Below are 17,222 nucleotides of genomic sequence, written 5' to 3'. Positions count from 1 at the left end.
GGATCGGGGGCCGGTGCGGGGGCCGGCGAAGGACCTCGCGGAGGACTACCGGGGCTCCGGCTTCGGCGCGAGCCTCGGCTGCGGCACCTCGCCCGCGGTGCTCGCGGTCGACCTCGCCCGCGCCTACCTGGTGGACGGCTCGCCGCTGCGCGCCCCGGTCGAGGACGCGGTGGCCGCGTCCAGCACCCTGATCGGGGCGGCGCGGGCGGCGGGCCTGCCGGTCCTGCACACCCGGGTGGTCCTGCAGCCCGGGGGCGCCGACGGCGGCCTGTTCGCCCGCAAGGTCCCCGCGCTGCGCGTGTTCGAGGAGGGAAGTCCCCTCGGCGGCTACGCCGAGGGGGCCGCCCCCGAGCCGGGCGAGACCGTGGTCACCAAGCAGTACGCGAGCGCGTTCCACGGCACGTCGCTGGCGGCGACGCTGACCGCGTCCGGCATCGACACGCTGCTGATCTGCGGGCTCACGACGAGCGGCTGCATCCGCGCGACCGCGACCGACGCCCTCCAGCACGGGTTCCGGCCCCTGGTGGTGGACGAGGCGTGCGGGGACCGCGACCGCCGCCTGCACGAGGCCAACCTGCTCGACCTGGAGGCCAAGTACGCCGACGTCCTGTCCCTCGACCGGGCCCTGGCCATCATCGAGACGGCGAGCTCACGCGACTGAAGGACCACGGCGGAGCCCGCGGAGAAACGGCCCGTCCCCTCGCCGGGGACGGCCGTTGATGTTTCGCCGGGCGGGGGCGGGAAGACCTGGATGGCAATCCTCGGCTGACTTGACGCAAGGGAACGCATGTCCGCACCGCGAGCCGTCCGCTGGATCATCCCCGCCGCACTGGTCGTCGTATGGCTCGCCATCGGCGGCGCGCTGGGACCGTACGCGGGCAAACTCGGTGAGGTCACCAGCAACGACCAGTCGTCGTTCCTGCCCAGCAGCGCCGAGTCGACGCGGGCGCTCGAACAGCAGGCCGCGTTCGAGCCGGACCAGACGATCCCCGCCATCGTCGTCTGGGAGGCCCGCGACGGCAGTATCACCGCCGGCCAGCGGGCGGCGGCCGGGCAGGCGCTGGAATCCCTCCGCGGCGCGCCGTTCATCGCGGGCACCCCGTCCCCGGTCATCCCGTCGCAGGACGGCGCGGCGCTCAGCGGGGTCGTGCAGGTCCAGTCGGACGTCGGGGACGAGATCCCGCCCGTCATCGACCGCATCCGGGAGTCCGCGGAGCGGGTGCCGGGGACGAGCGTCCAGGTGGGCGGTCCCGCCGCCATCCAGGCGGACTTCTCCGACGCGTTCGCCGGGATCGACACCCTCCTCGTCCTCGTCGCCCTGGGCGTGGTGCTGGTGATCCTGCTGCTGGTGTACCGCAGCGTGCTCCTCCCGCTGCTGATCATCGTCGGCTCGATCCTGGCGCTCGGGTTCGCCAGCGCGATCGCCTACTACCTGGCGGAGACCGACCTCGTGACGGTGGACGGCCAGGTGCAGGGCATCCTGTCGATCCTGGTCATCGGCGCCACCACCGACTACGCGCTGCTGCTGTCGGCCCGCTTCCGGGAGGAGCTCACGCTCGGGACCGACCGGCTGAACGCCGTGTGGACGGCGTGGCGGCGCTCGGCCGGGGCCATCCTCGCCTCCGGCGGGACCGTCGCCGCCGGCCTGCTCGCCCTGCTGCTCAGCGACCTGTCCAACAACCGGGCCCTCGGGCCGGTCGGCGCGCTCGGCATCGGCTGCGCGCTGCTGAGCGCCCTCACCTACCTGCCCGCGGTCCTGGTGATCTTCGGCCGGGCGGCGTACTGGCCCACCCGGCCGCATCCCGAGCGCCCGGACGCCTCCCGGCACGCCGTCTGGGAGCGCGTCGCGCGGCTGATCGACCACCACCCGCGCCGCATCTGGGCGGCCTGCCTGATCGTGCTGCTCGCCGGCGCCGCCTTCATGCCGACCCTGCGCACCGAAGGGGTGCCGCTGAGCGAGACGTTCGTCGGCGAAGCCTCGTCGGTGACGGCCCAGGAGGTCCTGGACGAGCACTTCCCCGGCGGGTCGGGCAACCCGGCCATCGTGATCACCGACGCGTCGGCCCTGCGGCCGGTGCTCGCCGCGGCGCAGCGGACCGAGGGCGTGTCCGGTGTCCGGCCGCGCACCGGGGAGGGCGGGCAGCCCGTCGTCGTGGACGGCCGCGCCCTGGCCGAGGTCACGCTGAGCAGCGCCGCCGACAGCGACGCGGCCAGGCGGGCGGTCGACCGGCTGCGGGGCAATGTGCACGGCGTCGCCGGGGCCGACGCGCTCGTCGGCGGGTACACCGCCCAGCAGGTCGACACCCAGGCCGCCGCCCAGCGCGACCGCAAGGTCATCATCCCGGTCGTGCTGGCGATCATCATCGTGATCCTGGTGGCCCTGCTCCGCTCGGTGGCGATGCCGGTGCTGCTGGTCGCCACCGTCGCGCTCAACTACCTGGCGACCCTCGGCGTCGCCGCGCTGGTCTTCCGGCACGTGCTCGGCTTCACCGGCACCGACCCGTCGGTGGCGCTGTACGGGTTCGTCTTCCTGGTCGCGCTCGGCGTCGACTACAACATCTTCCTGATGACCCGTGCGCGGGAGGAGTCGCTGCGCCACGGGGTGCGGCGCGGCGTCCTGGAGGGACTGACCGTGACCGGCGGGGTCATCACGTCCGCCGGGGTGGTGCTCGCGGCCACCTTCACGGCCCTGGTGGTCATCCCGCTCTCGTTCCTCGTCCAGATCGCCTTCATCGTGGCGTTCGGCGTCCTGATGGACACGCTCCTCGTGCGCTCGCTGCTGGTCCCGGCCCTCGTCCGCGACGCCGGGCCGGTCGTCTGGTGGCCGGGCGTCCTGTACCGCCGCGGCCGCGACGCGGACAAGGCCGAGGTGAAGGCCCGGGAGAAGGCCGGCAGGCGCTGATCTACCAGGAGTCTGCGCAACCGTTGACCGCGGCCTGTTGCGCCCGCCGGGGCATCGTGCGACCCTATTACTGACCGAGCGATAAGTAATTGCGTCGCGGAGGACAGGATGACCACGACTCCGGTGGAGCCGGACCTGGAGCAGCGGCTCCAGGCGGCCTTCGACGCGACGATCGCGCGCCACGACCGCATCGAGCCCCGGGACTGGATGCCGGACGCCTACCGCAGGACGCTCGTGCGGCAGATCGCCCAGCACGCCCATTCCGAGATCATCGGCATGCAGCCCGAGGGCAACTGGATCGGCCGGACCCCGTCCCTGCGCCGCAAGGCGATCCTGCTGGCCAAGGTCCAGGACGAGGCCGGGCACGGCCTGTACCTGTACTCGGCGTGCGAGACGCTCGGCGTCTCCCGCGCGGAGCTGACCGAGCTGCTGCTGTCCGGCAGGCAGAAGTACTCCTCGATCTTCAACTACCCGACGCCGTCGTACGCCGACGTCGGCACGATCGGCTGGCTCGTCGACGGCGCCGCGATCGTCAACCAGGTACCGCTCTGCCGCACCTCCTACGGGCCGTACGGCCGCGCCATGATCCGCATCTGCAAGGAGGAGTCCTTCCACCAGCGGCAGGGCTACGAGCTGCTGATGACGATGATGCGCGGCACCGACGCCCAGCGGGAGATGGTGCAGGAGTCGGTCGACCGGTTCTGGTGGCCGTCGCTGATGATGTTCGGCCCGCCGGACGCCGCGTCCCCCAACAGCGCACGGTCGATGGCGTGGGGCGTCAAGCGCAACTCCAACGACGAGCTCCGGCAGAAGTTCGTCGACATGACCGTCCCGCAGGCCGAGGCGCTCGGCGTGACGCTGCCCGACCCCGGCCTGCGCTGGAACGAGGAGCGCGGCCACTACGACTTCGGCGAGCCGGACTGGGCGGAGCTCGCCGCGGTCATCGCCGGGAACGGGCCCTGCAACGCGCAGCGGATGGCGCACCGCCGCGCCGCCCACGAGGACGGCGCGTGGGTGCGGGAGGCGGCCACGGCGTTCGCGGACCGCGCCGCGCAAGGAGGTGCCGCATGACCGCCGGCAAGCCGGCCGCGGACCGGCGCGAATGGCCGCTCTACGAGGTGTTCGTGCGCGGTAAGCGCGGGCTCAACCACGTCCATGTCGGGTCGCTGCACGCCACCGACGACACGATGGCCCTCCGGCACGCCCGCGACGTCTACACGCGGCGCAACGAGGGCGTGAGCATCTGGGTCGTGCGCGCCGACGCCATCACCGCGTCGAGCCCGGACGAGAAGGACCCCCTCTTCGCGCCGAGCGGCGACAAGGTCTACCGGCACCCGACGTTCTACACGATCCCCGGGAACGTCCCTCACATGTGACCAGAGAGAACCGCACCATGACCCACGAACATGTCGAGGAACAGGGCAGCATCTTCGACGGGCTGATCGAGGGCGGGGACGACTCCCGGTGGGCGTTCGGCACCGACTTCGAGGACCCGCTCGCCGGTGTCGACACGACCGTGCCGGACGGCGTCGACCACGCCGGGCTCGCCCGGTACTGCCTCATGCTCGGCGACGACGCGCTGATCATGTCGCAGCGGCTCGCGGAGTGGTGCAGCCGGGCGCCCGACCTCGAAGAGGACATCGCGCTGGCGAACATGGCCCTCGACCTCCTCGGCCAGGCGCGCCTGCTGCTGGCGCGGGCCGCCGCCGCGGACCCGGACGCGGTGCCGCCGCTCCCGGCGGGATCGCCGGTCCCCGCCGAGGACGCGCTCGCCTTCTTCCGGGAGGCCGAGCGGTTCCGCAACGTGCGCCTCGCGGAGGTGCCGAACGGCGACTTCGCGCACGTCGTCGTCCGGCTGCTGCTGTTCTCGGCGGCCCGGCTCGCGCTGCTCGAACGGCTCCGCGCGAGCCGGGACGCGGTGCTGGCGGCGGTCGCGGCCAAGGGCGTCAAGGAGGTCACCTACCACCGGGACTGGGCGGGCCGCTGGTTCCTCACCCTCGCGCAGGGGACCGAGGAATCGCGCCGCAGGCTTCTCGCGGCCCTGGACGAGCTGTGGCCGCTCAAGCCCGAACTGGTCACCGCGCACCCCCTGGAGCTTTCCCTCGCGGAAGCGGGGGTCGGCGTCGACCCCGCGTCGATGGCCGACGAGGTGGACGCCGTCCTCGACCAGGTCCTCGCCGTGAGCGGTGTCGACCGCCCGGACCGCCCGGCCCTTGCCGGTGTCGGCGGGCGCACCGGCCGGCACGGCATGCACACCGAGGCGCTCGGCCTGCTCCTCGCCGAGATGCAGGTCGTCGCCCGCGCGCACCCGGAGGGCCGATGGTGACCGGGCAGCAGCGCTCCATCCGGGCCCGCGCCGCCGAGGCCGCCGCGCAGGTCCGCGACCCGGAGATGCCGATGCTCACGCTCGCCGACCTCGGCGTCCTGCGCGACGTCGCGGTGGAACGCGGGGACGGCGGCGCCGAGGTGGTCGTCGCGTCGATCACCCCCACCTACACCGGCTGCCCGGCCATGGCCACCATGCGCGACGACCTCGTCCACCGGCTGAACGGCGCCGGGTTCCCCCGGGTCGAGGTGCGCGTCGTCCTCGACCCGCCGTGGTCGAGCGACTGGATCTCCGAGCGCGGCCGGGCCGCCCTGCGGGAGGCGGGGCTGTCCCCGCCCGGCCCGGCGCGCCGCGCGGACGGGCCGGTCGGCATCAGCCTCGGGCCGACCCGCCGCGCGCTCGCCTGCCCGCGCTGCGGCTCCGCGAACACCCGGCTGACCTCGGAGTTCGGCTCCACCGCCTGCAAGGCGCTCTACCGCTGCACCGACTGCCTCGAACCGTTCGAGCACGTCAAGGAGATCTGATGACCACTCCGGCCCCCGCGCGGACCCGGCCGGCCGCCGGGTTCCACCCGCTGACCGTGGCGGCGGTCGAGCACCTGTGCGAGGACGCCGCGGCGATCACGTTCGAGGTGCCCGCCGAACTGCGCGAGGCGTACGCATTCGAGGCCGGGCAGTCGCTCACCCTGCGCCGCTTCGTGGACGGGGAGGAGCACCGCCGCTCCTACTCGATCTGCGCGCCCGCCGGAGCCGCGCCGCGCATCGGCGTCCGCGAGATCCCGGACGGCTTCTTCTCGTCCTGGCTCGTCCGCGAGGTCGTGCCGGGGACCCGGATCGAGGTGCGGCCGCCGACCGGCTCGTGGCGGGCCGACCCGGCGACCGGCGAGCGGCACCTGTGCATCGCCGCGGGGTCGGGCATCACCCCGATGCTGTCGGTCGCGTCCACGGTCCTGACCCACCCCGACGCCCAGGTGTCGCTCCTGTACGGCAACCGGACGAGCCGGACGGTCATGTTCGCCGAGGAGCTCGGCGACCTGAAGAACCGGTACGGCGCCCGGTTCCAGCTGGTCCACGTCCTGTCCCGGGAACCCCGCGACGTCGAGCTGTTCTCCGGCCGGCTGGACCGCGACCGCCTGCGCCGCCTGCTCACCGACCTCCTGCCGGTGGAGACGTTCGACCACGTCTGGCTCTGCGGGCCGCTGCAGATGATCGAGGACGCGCGGGCGGTGCTCGGCGAGCTGGCCGTCCCGGCGAAGGTGCACGTCGAGCTGTTCTACGTGGACGAGCCACCCCCTCGGCCGCGGCGGGCAACCGGCGTCCCGGCGGGCGCGACGACGGAGCTGACCATGGTCCTCGACGGCCTCCGCACGACGTCGGCCGTCCCCCGCGACACGACGCTCCTCGAAGGCGCCCAGGCGTCGCGCGCCGACCTGCCGTTCGCCTGCAAGGGCGGCGTGTGCGGGACGTGCCGCGCCGTCGTCCGCGAGGGCGAGGTCGACATGCGCCGCAACTACGCCCTGGAGGAGTCCGAACTGGCCGCCGGGTTCGTCCTCACCTGCCAGACCTTCCCCGCCGGCGACCGCGTCACGATCGACTACGACGCCTGAACCCCGTGCTCGGAACCTCGTGCCTGGCCAGGCCGTCGAAGGCCATGGTCGTGACCGCCCCGGCGACCGTCGCGGTGTCGTACACGCCGTCCGCGCGGTACCACTCGACCAGCGAGTTCACCATGCCGAACAGCAGCCGGCTCACCAGGGCCGGCGGCACGTCGTCGCGCAGCGCGCCCTCCTCGACGGCGTCGGCGACGAGCGCGGCGAGCCGGTCGTCGAGCCAGCGGCGCCGCTCCAGCGCGGCCAGCTCGACCGGGCTGTTGCCGCGGACCCGCAGCAGCAGCGTGACGGACGGCTGGTGCGCCACGAGCACCTCGACGCTGCGCCGCACCACCTCGCGCAGCCGCTCGTGGGCGGTCCTCCCGGCCCCCTCGCGGGACGCCTCGGCCACGACGGCGGTGAGCTCGTCGAGGGCATCGTCCAAGGCCAGGCTGAGCAACTGCTCCTTGCCCGTGACGTGGTGGTAGATCGCCGGCTTCGTGAGCCCCAGCTCCTTGGCCAGATCGCCCATGCTCGTGGCGTCGTACCCCTTGCGGTTGAACAGCTCCACCGCCGTGCGCAGGATCGTCTCCTGGTCGTACCCGGGCCGCCCGCGCCGCCGCCGCGCTGGCGGCTCCCCGGCCCCGGTCGTCGTCACCCCCGCAGCATCTCACGGGCACCGGGGCTCCCTCCGGCGCGGCTCCATCGGACATGGGGCACCGCGCGGAGTGCCCGTTCGTGGTCGTCCCGCATGCCTGGGCCGTCGGGACCTTGGTCCCGATGATCGTGCGCCTATCGGATCTACGGCCCAGGTGGCGGCCGGGATTGACTGAAGGCGAAGCGAAAAAAGCGATGCGATGGAAGGTGAGAGGCGATGGCACTCTCGGAGCACAAGACGTCTGCTGGACGCGGCGCCCGGATCCGGGTGGTGGCCGCCAAGCCGCTGACCGAGTCGCCCGCGGCACGGTACGTGTGGGCGCTGGCCCGGGTGGCCCTGGGCTGGATCTTCGCCTGGGCGTTCGTGGACAAGCTGTTCGGGCTGGGCTACGCGACCCCGGCCGACAAGGCGTGGATCGACGGAGCCAGCCCCACCGAGGGCTTCCTGGCGAACGCGCCGCAGGGGCCGTTCGCCGGCCTCTACAACGATCTGGCCGGGGCGGCGTGGGCCGACTGGCTCTTCATGATGGGCCTGGCCGGTATCGGCGCCGCGCTCATCCTGGGCATCGGGATGCGGATCGCCGCCGTCAGCGGCGCGCTGCTACTGGTCCTGATGTGGACGGCCGTCCTGCCCCCGGAGAACAACCCCTTCATGGACGACCACCTGATCTACGCGATCGTCCTGATCGGACTGGCCCTGGTCAAGGCCGGCGACACCCTCGGCCTGGGCGAGTGGTGGAGCAAGACCGCGCTGGCCCAGCGCTTCCCGATCCTCAAGTGACCTGACCGAACCGCACCCGAGGGGCGTCCACCACGGTGGGCGCCCCTCGGCTTCGCCGTGGCTCAGCCGAGTGCCAGCACCTGCATGACCATGCGGGCGGTGCCGCCGCCCTCCTCCTCGGCGATGGCGAGCGCCGTGCCCACGTCGAGGTCGTCGAGCAGCGCGCGGGTCGCGGCCGCCTCCGCCGCCGGGGACGAGGCGCGGCGGCCCGCGCCGGTGTGGAGGGCGTCCAGGCGGGCGATGGCGGAGTCGAGGGCGCCGGGCGTGTAGTCCCAGTCGTCCGGCCAGGGGGCGGTGATCAGCATGAGCCGGACGGCGGTCGCGGGACGGCTCTGGAGCAGCTCGGAGACCAGGATCAGGTTGCCGGTCGACTTGGCCATCTTGACGCCGTCGCGGCAGACCATGCCGACGTGCAGCCAGGCGCGGGAGAACGGCCGCACACCGGTCAGCGCCTCGGTGAGGGCGGTCTCGTAGGCGTGGTGGGGGAAACGCAGGTCGGCGCCGCCGGAGTGCAGGTCGAGCGCCGGCCCGAACGTCGCCATGGCCATCGCGGCGCACTCGGCGTGCCAGCCGGGCCGCCCCGGACCCCACGGGCTGGGCCAGGCGGGCTCCCCGGAGTGCGACGGCCGCCAGACGGCGATGTCGAACGGATGCTCCTTGCCCGGGTTCTCGGGCTCGTCGCCGTACTCGGCCATCAGGTCGTGCGCCTGCTGGTCGTCGACCCCGGCGCGGCGGGGGACGTCGGCGCCGTGGAAGTAGACCGTCCCGTCCCGGACGTAGGCGTGGCCGGACGCGAGGAGCCCTTGCGCGAGCGCGACCACCTCCCGGACGTGGTTGTGCGCCCGAGGCCGGTGGTCCACCGGGTGGACGCGGAGGGCGTCCAGGTCGCGCTCGAAGTAGTACTGCTGGACGGCGGCGAAACTGTCGTACGGGCTGCCCGCCCGGTGCGCGGCCTTGTTCAGCACGTCGTCGACGTCGGTGATGTTGCGGCACACGCGCACGTCACCGCCCGCGTGGCGCAGGACGCGGGCGGCCACGTCGGCCCAGACGAACGTCCGGGCGTGCCCGAGGTGGGTCGCGTCGTACGGGGTGATCCCGCAGACGTACATGCGGGCCGGGCCCACGACCGGCAGCGGCCGCCCGCCGATCCGGAGGGTGCGGTCTGGTGCGTTGAGATCCACTGGATTGTCCTACCCCGGCGGCACCCGGGGGAAAGGTGCGGCTCACGGCCGCCCGGGATGGAAGCCGGCCTGCCCCGTGACGTGCACGCCCGCCCGGCCGGAGCGGCGAGTGGCCGGCGACGCGGATGTCGACGGGCGTGTCGACGCCGTCGGCGACGACCGTGATCATGGCGTCGTGCCCGTAGTAGCGGACGTCGGTCATCGTCGCGCCGTGGCGGGGAAGGCTACGCTGGCGGGCCCGACGAGCAGCCCCTACGAGCAGCCCCTACGAGCAGCCCCTACGAGAAGCCCCTACGAGAAGCGAGGTGTTCCGATGAGCGGTCCGGTCAGTACCGCCGATGCCGCGGCGACGCAGGCCGAGGCGAGCCACGCCACCGCGCCGTGCGTCGAGGTGACCGACAGCCGCGAGGCGACGGTCGGGCACTTCACCGTGCGGCGTGCGCTGCCGCGCCGGGGACGCCGCACGGTCGGCGCGTGGTGCTTCGCCGACCACATGGGGCCCGCCGACGTCACCGAGGAGAGCGGCCTCGACATCGGCCCGCACCCGCACATCGGCCTGCAGACCGTCACCTGGCTCACCGACGGGCAGGTGCTGCACCGTGACAGCCTCGGCTCCGAGCAGGTCATCAAGCCGGGCCAGCTCAACCTGATGACGTCCGGCGGGGGCGTCTCCCACGCCGAGGAGGCCACCGGCCACTACCGCGGCACCCTGGAGGGCATCCAGCTCTGGGTGGCGCTCCCCGAGGCGACCCGGCACGGTGCCGCCGACTTCGAGCACCATGCCGAGCTGCCGCGCACCGGCGTGGACGGCGGCGTCGCGACGGTGCTGGTCGGCGAGTTCGGCTCCCTCGCCAGCCCCGCCAGGCACGACACGCCGCTGGTGGGCGTCGACCTTGAGCTGCGGGCCACCTCGACCGTGCCGCTGCGCGCCGACTTCGAGTACGCCGTCGTGGTCCTCGAAGGCGCCGTCGCCGTCGACGGCGAGCCCCTGCGCCCGGGGAGGCTCGGCTACCTCGGGGAGGGGCGGGACGAGCTGCGCGTCGAGGTGCGGGAGCCGTCCCGCGCGATCCTGCTCGGCGGCGAGCCGTTCGAGGAACCGATCATGATGTGGTGGAACTTCGTCGGCCGCACCCGGGACGAGATCGACGCCGCCTACGCCTCCTGGTCGGCCCGGGACGACCGGTTCGGGCGCGTGCGCAGCTCCCTTCCCCGCATCCCCGTGGGGCCGCCGCCGTGGCGGCGGACCGCGCGCTGACCTCGGTCCACGGCCTGATTTGATGGCCCGGTGATGTGGCGGAAGAAGCGCGCGAACTCCCAGACCCGGGTCAAGAGGCAGGCCCTGCTGGCTCAGCTGTCCGGCCCGGTACGGCAGTTCCTGGCGACGGAGGTGGGCGGCGCCGGGCTGCTGCTCGCGGCCGTCGTGGTGGCCATGGTCTGGGCCAACTCCCCGTGGTCCGGCCACTACGAGTCCCTCTGGGCGACGGAGGCGTCGCTGACCTTGGGGGGCGCCGAGCTCACGATGGACCTCGGGCACTGGGTCAGCGACGGCCTCATGGCCCTGTTCTTCTTCGTGATCGGCATGGAGGTCCGGTACGAACTCAGCGTCGGCGAGCTGACCAGCCGCCGCCGCATCGCCATCCCGATCGTCGGCGCGGTCGGCGGGATGGTCGTCCCCGCGCTCCTGTACCTGGCGGTCGCGCCCGGGGGAGAGGCCGCGAACGGCTGGGGCATCGTCATCGGCACCGACACGGCGTTCATGCTGGGCGCGCTCGCCGTCGTCGGCCCCAGGTTCGCGACGCAGCTGCGCGTCTTCCTCCTCGCCCTCACGGTCATCGACGACATCGTGGCCGTGACCGTGATCGGCGCGGTCTACTCCGGTGACGTGCGCCCGGGGCCGCTGCTCGCCGTGTTCGTGCTGTGCGCGGTGCCGCTGCTGCTGAACCGGCTGGACGTGTGGCGCGCGGCCCCCTACGTCCTGGTCGTCGTGGCGCTGTGGGTGGCGACGGTGGAGGCCGGCCTGCACGCGTCCATCGCCGGGATGCTCGGCGGCCTCCTCATCCCCGCGCACCCGCGCGCACGGGAGGCGGTCGAGCGGGCGGCCCTGCACTTCCGCGCGTTCCGGCAGTCGCCCATGGCCGACCTCGGGTTGTCGGCGCGGCTGGGGCTGCAGCGCGCCGTCTCGGTCAACGAGCGGCTGCAGACGGTCCTGCACCCGTGGACGAGCTATGTCGTCGTCCCGCTGTTCGCGCTGGCGAACGCGGGAGTCGACCTGCGCGGCGGCGTGCTGGGCGACGCGCTCACGTCGCCGGTCACGTGGGCCGTGATCGTCGGACTCGTCGTGGGCAAGCCCCTCGGCGTGGGGCTGAGCGCCCTCCTGGGCGCGCGGTTCGGCCTCGGAAGCCTGCCCCGGGGCGTCAGCATCGAGCAGGTGTTCGGCGGCGCCGCCCTGTCCGGGATCGGGTTCACCGTCTCCCTGCTGATCGCCCGGCTGGCCTTCACCGACCAGGCCCTCCGCGACGAGGCGACCGTCGGCGTGCTCCTGGGGGCGCTGCTCGCGACCGCCTTCGGCTGGGCGGTGTTCCGCGCGGCGGTGGTCCTGCGCGGCCAGACGGAGGCGGACCTCCCCCGCGTCCTCGACCGGCCGGTGGACCCGGAGTTCGACCACATCAAGGGCCCCGGCGACGCACCGCTCACGCTCGTGGAGTACGCCGACTTCGAATGCCCGTTCTGCGCCCGTGCCACGGGGGTGGCCGCCGAGTTGCGCGCCCGCTTCGGCGACGACCTGCGGTACGTCTTCCGCCATCTGCCGCTCCCGGACGTGCACCCGCACGCCGAGTTCGCGTCCCGCGCGGCCGTCGCCGCCGGCGCGCAGGAGCGTTTCTGGGAGATGCACGACCTGCTCTTCGAGCACCAGGGCGAACTGGAGTACGAGGACGTCGCCGGCTATGCCGCCGACATCGGTCTCGACATCGAGAGGTTCCTGCGCGACCTCGACGAGGAGAGCACGGCGATCCGGGTGCGCGCGGACGTCGCCAGCGCCGAGGCGAGCGGGGCGAGCGGCACGCCGACCTTCTTCATCGGCGGGCGGCGGCACACCGGCCCCTACGACGCGGAGACGCTCGCGCGTGAGCTGCTGCGAGCCGCCGAGGCCGCCGAGGCCGGCGGGGAACGGTCCAACCCGGGGGAGGGGCGGACCGGAGGACCGGCGCCCGGGTAGCGGGCTCCGCGTGCCGGGCGGGCCGCGGCGTGAAAGGTTTTCACGCCGACATGACTCGCGGTGCGCCGCGGTCTAACATCCGTTGCGGGAGCGCTCCCAGTCCGGCGATACCCCCGCAACCGGAATGGAGACCTCGCAGATGCACAACCGAATACGCCGTGCCGTGACGATCCTGTTCGCGGCGATCCTCCTGCCGCTGCTGTGGGTCGACACGGCCGCCGCCCACGGCTCGGTGATCGACCCCGCGTCCCGCAACTACGGGTGCTGGGACCGCTGGGGCAGCGACCACCTCAACCCGGCCATGGAGCAGCAGGACCCGATGTGCTGGCAGGCATGGCAGGACAACCCGAACGCCATGTGGAACTGGAACGGGCTCTACCAGAACAACGTCGGCGGCAACCACCGCGCCGCCGTGCCCGACGGCCAGTTGTGCAGCGGCGGCAACGCCGAGGGCGGACGCTACCGGTCCATGGACGCCGTGGGCCCGTGGCAGACGACCGACATCGGCGGCAACTTCACCGTCAACCTGTACGACCAGGCCAGCCACGGCGCGGACTACTTCCGCGTCTACGTCACCCGGCAGGGCTACGACGGCCTTAACCAGCCGCTGCGCTGGAGTGACCTCGAACTGGTCCGGGAGACCGGCAGGTACGGCCCGAGCAACAACTACGTCATCAGCAACGTCAGCGCGCCCGGTCGCAGTGGCCGCCACGTGGTCTTCACCATCTGGCAGGCGTCGCACATGGACCAGGTGTACTACATCTGCTCTGACGTGAACTTCCGCTGAGTCCCCCCGCCTCTCGATCCCGTCCCGCCGGATGCCGTGCCGCATCCGGCGGGACGTCCCATATGTGGGGGCACCTGGACCTTTACCGGACCCGGGGGCGGATGAAACGATCATCCTGGCCCCGCGCGGCGGTCCGCAGAACGACACAAACTTGATGGCCTCCCATTCTTGACTGACTCCAGAAAGTGAGCCAGTCTGTCCGACGTGGCGACACCGTCGGACTTCCGGGACCTGCTCCGCGGGGCCGCGCTGCGCGTGACCCGTCCCCGTGTCGCCGTGCTGAGCGCGGTCCACGCGCATCCCCACGCCGACACCGACCGGATCATCGGTGCGGTGCGCCGGGACCTGCCCAAGGTGTCCCACCAGGCCGTGTACGACTCGCTGCGGACGCTGACCGCGGCGGGCCTGGTGCGGCGCATCCAGCCGTCCGGCTCCGTGGCGCGCTACGAGGCGCGGGTCGGCGACAACCACCACCACGTCGTGTGCCGGTCGTGCGGCACCATCGCCGACGTCGACTGCGCCGTCGGCGACAAGCCCTGCCTGACCGCCTCGGACGGCCGAGGCTTCTCGATCGACGAAGCCGAGGTCATCTACTGGGGCCTGTGCCCCGGCTGTTCCACCGGCCAGAACTCCTGACCCATCTCTCGCACAGCCTTTGGAAGGAACCCATGTCGGAGAAGCAAGAGTCGATCGCCAACGACGCGAACGCACAGGGTGAGGGCGGCTGTCCGGTCGTCCACCAGCGCGCCCCCCACCCCACCCAGAGCGGCGGCAACCACGGCTGGTGGCCGAACCGGCTCAACCTGAAGCTGCTCGCGAAGAACCCCGACGTCGCGAACCCCCTCGGCGGGGACTTCGACTACGCCGAGGCGTTCAACGGCCTGGACCTCGCCGCCGTGAAGCGGGACATCGCCGAGATCCTCACCGACTCGCAGGACTGGTGGCCCGCCGACTTCGGCAACTACGGCCCGCTGATGATCCGGATGGCGTGGCACAGCGCGGGCACCTACCGCGTCAGCGACGGCCGCGGCGGCGCCGGCTCCGGCCAGCAGCGCTTCGCGCCCCTCAACAGCTGGCCCGACAACGGCGGCCTCGACAAGGCCCGCCGGCTGCTGTGGCCGGTCAAGAAGAAGTACGGCCGGCAGATCTCGTGGGCCGACCTGTACATCCTGGCCGGCAACGTCGCCCTGGAGTCGATGGGCTTCAAGACGTTCGGCTTCGCCGGCGGGCGCGAGGACGTCTTCGAGCCGGAGGACGACGTCTACTGGGGCCCCGAGCGCACCTGGCTCGACGACCAGCGCTACAGCGGCGAGCGGGACCTCGAGAACCCGCTGGGCGCCGTGCAGATGGGGCTCATCTACGTCAACCCGGAGGGCCCGAACGGCAACCCGGACCCGGTCGCCGCGGCCCGCGACATCCGCGAGACGTTCCGCCGCATGGCGATGAACGACGAGGAGACCGTCGCCCTCATCGCCGGCGGCCACACGTTCGGCAAGACGCACGGCGCGGGCCCGGCCGACCACGTCGGCCCCGAGCCCGAGGCCGCCCCGCTGGAGCAGATGGGCCTCGGCTGGAAGAGCACCTTCAACACCGGCACGGGCGGTGACACGATCGTCAGCGGCCTTGAGGGCATCTGGACCGACACCCCCACCCAGTGGGACAACAGCTTCTTCGAGATCCTGTTCGGCTACGAGTGGGAGCTGTTCAAGAGCCCGGCGGGCGCGTGGCAGTGGAAGCCGAAGGACGGCGCCGGGGCCGACACCGTCCCCGACGCGCACGACCCGTCCAAGCGGACCCACCCGACGATGCTGACGACCGACCTGTCGCTCCGCTTCGACCCGGTCTACGAGCCGATCTCGCGGCGCTTCAAGGACAACCCCGACGAGTTCGCGGACGCCTTCGCCCGCGCGTGGTTCAAGCTGACCCACCGCGACATGGGGCCGGTCGCGCGCTACCTCGGGCCGGAGGTCCCGAGCGAGACGCTGGTGTGGCAGGACCCGATCCCCGAGCGGACGCACGAGCTCGTCGACGCCGGCGACATCGCCACGCTGAAGGCGAAGCTCCTCGACTCGGGGCTGTCGGTCTCCCAGCTCGTGACCACCGCGTGGGCGTCGGCCGCGTCGTACCGCGGGAGCGACATGCGCGGCGGCGCCAACGGCGCCCGCATCCGGCTCGAACCGCAGAACGGCTGGGAGGTCAACCAGCCCGACGAGCTGGCGCGGGTGCTGCGCGTCCTGGAGGGCGTCCAGGAGTCCTTCAACGCGGCCCAGGCCGGCGGCAAGCAGGTCTCGCTCGCCGACCTGATCGTCCTCGGCGGGTGCGCCGCGGTGGAGAAGGCCGCCAAGGACGCGGGCTTCGACATCGAGGTCCCGTTCACCCCGGGACGGACGGACGCGTCGCAGGAGCAGACCGACGTCGAGTCCTTCGCCGAGATGGAGCCGACCTCGGACGGGTTCCGCAACTACCTCGGCAAGGCCAACCCGCTGCCGGCCGAGTACTCGCTGCTCGACCGGGCGAACCTGCTCACGCTGAGCGCACCGGAGATGACGGTCCTCGTCGGCGGCCTGCGCGCCCTCGGCGCGAACCACGGCCAGGCGGCGGGGCTCGGCGTCCTCACCGACCGGCCCGGGACGCTGACCAACGACTTCTTCGTCAACCTGCTCGACATGGGCACGACGTGGAAGCCGACGTCCGAGGAGGCGGAGGTCTTCGAGGGCCGCGACGCCTCCGGCACGGTCCGCTGGACCGGCAGCCGCGTCGACCTCGTGTTCGGCTCGAACTCGGAGCTGCGCGCGATCGCGGAGGTCTACGCGGCCGACGACGCGCGGGAGAAGTTCGCCCGCGACTTCGTCGCCGCGTGGGACAAGGTGATGAACCTCGACCGGTTCGACCTCGCCTGAGCACGGCGCCTGAGCACGGCGCCTGAGCACGGCGCCTGAGCAGGTGTCCGTCACGAAGTGAGCGAGTCCAGGCCGGCCCACCCGGGCCGGCCTGGTCCGTTTCAGCGTCCGTTCACGGGCGGCATGCGGGGCACAGGCCCCAGAAGGTGACGTCGGCCTCGTCGACCAGGTAGCCGGCCTCGTCGACCGGGTCCAGGCAGGGCGGGTGGCCCACGACGCAGTCGACGTCCTTGACCGCCCCGCAGTTGCGGCACACCAGGTGGTGGTGGTTGTCGCCGACGCGTCCCTCGAACCGGGCGGGGCTGTCGCCGGGCTGGATGCGGCGCACGAGTCCCGCGGCGGTCAGCGCGTGGAGGGCCTCGTACACGGCCTGGAGCGAGATGTGGCCCACGCGATCGCGCACCCCGGAGGCGATCGCCTCCACACCGAGGTGGTCGCCGTCCCGGACCGTCTCGAGCAGCGCGACGCGGGCGGCCGTCACCCGGAGGCCGGCCCCGCGGAGCTCCCCGGCCGTCGTCGTGGTCTGGGGTGCGGTCATTTCGCCGGACCTGCCTTCGTGAAGGATTTGGGACAACGAGCAACCCAAGTCTAGTCGGATGTGGTATGTGTCCGGCCTTGGGCGCCGGTGAGACATACCGGGGAAGGCTGTCGAAAGTTTCGAAATCTTCACCCGGATCTTGATCGTGCGATGCCGGGCGATGTGGACACGTTTGTACTGGACTCTCTGGACATTGGGCTTGACCAGGTCGAATGTCTTCGCAATCAGGGAAATATTCTCGAAATTTTTCGAAAACCGTTGACATGCCATCGGGTGCGGCCAACACTGCTGCCATCGACGGACCCGCCGTCGATCCGGGCCACCGCCCGGTGACCACCCCCGCCC

At 72.6% G+C, this 17,222-nt stretch carries 16 protein-coding genes; 13 read left to right on the top strand and 3 right to left on the bottom strand.

Annotation, left to right across the window (positions count from 1 at the left end; translation table 11 throughout):
* From E1289_RS29425 to paaE, 7 genes are all read left to right on the top strand, one after another.
* A partial coding sequence (locus E1289_RS29425; protein WP_347813601.1) for an isochorismatase family protein occupies positions 1-661 on the top strand: 661 nt, incomplete at its 5' end.
* Between the two features lie 126 nt (positions 662-787).
* Entirely contained in the window at positions 788-2,902 is a 2,115-nt protein-coding gene (locus tag E1289_RS29420) for an MMPL family transporter (protein ID WP_131985954.1), read from the top strand.
* 108 nt (positions 2,903-3,010) lie between these two features.
* The gene (paaA, locus tag E1289_RS29415) at positions 3,011-3,973 is read left to right on the top strand and encodes a 1,2-phenylacetyl-CoA epoxidase subunit PaaA (protein ID WP_131985952.1); all 963 of its coding nucleotides are present in this window, start codon (positions 3,011-3,013) and stop codon (positions 3,971-3,973) included.
* On the top strand, positions 3,970-4,278 hold the full coding sequence (gene paaB, locus E1289_RS29410) for a 1,2-phenylacetyl-CoA epoxidase subunit PaaB (RefSeq protein ID WP_131985950.1): 309 nt from the start codon (positions 3,970-3,972) through the stop codon (positions 4,276-4,278). The genes paaA and paaB overlap by 4 nt, the downstream gene beginning before the upstream one ends.
* Before the next feature lie 17 nt (positions 4,279-4,295).
* Positions 4,296-5,228, top strand: coding sequence for a 1,2-phenylacetyl-CoA epoxidase subunit PaaC (paaC, locus tag E1289_RS29405; RefSeq protein WP_131985948.1), 933 nt, complete (start codon positions 4,296-4,298; stop codon positions 5,226-5,228).
* The gene (gene paaD / locus E1289_RS29400) at positions 5,222-5,752 is read left to right on the top strand and encodes a 1,2-phenylacetyl-CoA epoxidase subunit PaaD (RefSeq protein ID WP_131985946.1); all 531 of its coding nucleotides are present in this window, start codon (positions 5,222-5,224) and stop codon (positions 5,750-5,752) included. Before paaC ends, paaD begins: the two co-directional genes overlap by 7 nt.
* Complete coding sequence (paaE, locus tag E1289_RS29395) at positions 5,752-6,834, top strand: 1,2-phenylacetyl-CoA epoxidase subunit PaaE (protein WP_131985944.1); 1,083 nt, start codon at positions 5,752-5,754, stop codon at positions 6,832-6,834. The genes paaD and paaE overlap by 1 nt, the downstream gene beginning before the upstream one ends.
* Here paaE and E1289_RS29390 read toward each other — a convergent pair.
* Entirely contained in the window at positions 6,812-7,474 is a 663-nt protein-coding gene (locus E1289_RS29390; protein ID WP_131985942.1) for a TetR/AcrR family transcriptional regulator, read from the bottom strand. The two genes, paaE and E1289_RS29390, sit on opposite strands and share 23 nt — an antisense overlap.
* A 216-nt stretch (positions 7,475-7,690) precedes the next feature.
* Here E1289_RS29390 and E1289_RS29385 point away from each other — a divergent pair, with 216 nt between their 5' ends.
* Positions 7,691-8,254, top strand: a complete 564-nt coding sequence (locus tag E1289_RS29385) for a DoxX family membrane protein (protein ID WP_131985940.1) — start codon at positions 7,691-7,693, stop codon at positions 8,252-8,254.
* 62 nt (positions 8,255-8,316) lie between these two features.
* Here E1289_RS29385 and E1289_RS29380 read toward each other — a convergent pair whose 3' ends face one another.
* Positions 8,317-9,435, bottom strand: coding sequence for a class I tRNA ligase family protein (locus tag E1289_RS29380; RefSeq protein WP_243713228.1), 1,119 nt, complete (start codon positions 9,433-9,435; stop codon positions 8,317-8,319).
* Between the two features lie 313 nt (positions 9,436-9,748).
* Between E1289_RS29380 and E1289_RS29375 the strand changes: the two genes are divergently transcribed.
* The 5 genes from E1289_RS29375 to katG all read left to right on the top strand — a co-directional run bounded on the left by E1289_RS29375 (position 9,749) and on the right by katG (position 16,339).
* Complete coding sequence (locus tag E1289_RS29375; RefSeq protein ID WP_131985938.1) at positions 9,749-10,690, top strand: pirin family protein; 942 nt, start codon at positions 9,749-9,751, stop codon at positions 10,688-10,690.
* A 33-nt stretch (positions 10,691-10,723) separates the two neighbouring features.
* A complete protein-coding gene (nhaA, locus tag E1289_RS29370) occupies positions 10,724-12,652 on the top strand; it encodes a Na+/H+ antiporter NhaA (protein ID WP_207929227.1) in 1,929 nt (642 codons plus the stop codon).
* A gap of 139 nt (positions 12,653-12,791) precedes the next feature.
* Positions 12,792-13,439 (top strand): lytic polysaccharide monooxygenase auxiliary activity family 9 protein, encoded by a 648-nt coding sequence (locus E1289_RS29365; protein WP_243713227.1) that lies wholly within the window; start codon positions 12,792-12,794, stop codon positions 13,437-13,439.
* Between the two features lie 204 nt (positions 13,440-13,643).
* Positions 13,644-14,075: a Fur family transcriptional regulator gene (locus tag E1289_RS29360; RefSeq protein WP_131985934.1), complete on the top strand. Its 432-nt coding sequence runs from the start codon at positions 13,644-13,646 to the stop codon at positions 14,073-14,075.
* Positions 14,076-14,107: 32 nt separating this feature from the next.
* Positions 14,108-16,339, top strand: a complete 2,232-nt coding sequence (gene katG, locus E1289_RS29355; RefSeq protein WP_131985932.1) for a catalase/peroxidase HPI — start codon at positions 14,108-14,110, stop codon at positions 16,337-16,339.
* A 112-nt stretch (positions 16,340-16,451) separates the two neighbouring features.
* On the opposite strand, the gene E1289_RS29350 is transcribed toward katG, so the two are convergent.
* Complete coding sequence (locus E1289_RS29350; protein ID WP_131985930.1) at positions 16,452-16,877, bottom strand: Fur family transcriptional regulator; 426 nt, start codon at positions 16,875-16,877, stop codon at positions 16,452-16,454.
* Positions 16,878-17,222 lie beyond the last annotated feature (345 nt).

Source organism: Actinomadura sp. 6K520 (genome assembly GCF_004349245.1).
GTDB lineage: Bacteria > Actinomycetota > Actinomycetes > Streptosporangiales > Streptosporangiaceae > Spirillospora.
This window is presented reverse-complemented; position numbering and strand designations above follow the sequence as displayed.

What these genes read in the sequence shown, in the direction of transcription:
- paaB (WP_131985950.1), top strand. Translation starts at nt 3,970, where the DNA reads ATGACCGCCGGCAAGCCGGCCGCGGACCGGCGCGAATGGCCGCTCTAC.
- paaE (WP_131985944.1), top strand. Translation starts at nt 5,752, where the DNA reads ATGACCACTCCGGCCCCCGCGCGGACCCGGCCGGCCGCCGGGTTCCAC.
- nhaA (WP_207929227.1), top strand. Translation starts at nt 10,724, where the DNA reads ATGTGGCGGAAGAAGCGCGCGAACTCCCAGACCCGGGTCAAGAGGCAG.
- E1289_RS29375 (WP_131985938.1), top strand. Translation starts at nt 9,749, where the DNA reads ATGAGCGGTCCGGTCAGTACCGCCGATGCCGCGGCGACGCAGGCCGAG.
- paaA (WP_131985952.1), top strand. Translation starts at nt 3,011, where the DNA reads ATGACCACGACTCCGGTGGAGCCGGACCTGGAGCAGCGGCTCCAGGCG.
- katG (WP_131985932.1), top strand. Translation starts at nt 14,108, where the DNA reads ATGTCGGAGAAGCAAGAGTCGATCGCCAACGACGCGAACGCACAGGGT.
- paaC (WP_131985948.1), top strand. Translation starts at nt 4,296, where the DNA reads ATGACCCACGAACATGTCGAGGAACAGGGCAGCATCTTCGACGGGCTG.
- E1289_RS29420 (WP_131985954.1), top strand. Translation starts at nt 788, where the DNA reads ATGTCCGCACCGCGAGCCGTCCGCTGGATCATCCCCGCCGCACTGGTC.
- paaD (WP_131985946.1), top strand. Translation starts at nt 5,222, where the DNA reads ATGGTGACCGGGCAGCAGCGCTCCATCCGGGCCCGCGCCGCCGAGGCC.
- E1289_RS29385 (WP_131985940.1), top strand. Translation starts at nt 7,691, where the DNA reads ATGGCACTCTCGGAGCACAAGACGTCTGCTGGACGCGGCGCCCGGATC.
- E1289_RS29365 (WP_243713227.1), top strand. Translation starts at nt 12,792, where the DNA reads ATGCACAACCGAATACGCCGTGCCGTGACGATCCTGTTCGCGGCGATC.
- E1289_RS29350 (WP_131985930.1), bottom strand. Translation starts at nt 16,877, where the DNA reads ATGACCGCACCCCAGACCACGACGACGGCCGGGGAGCTCCGCGGGGCC.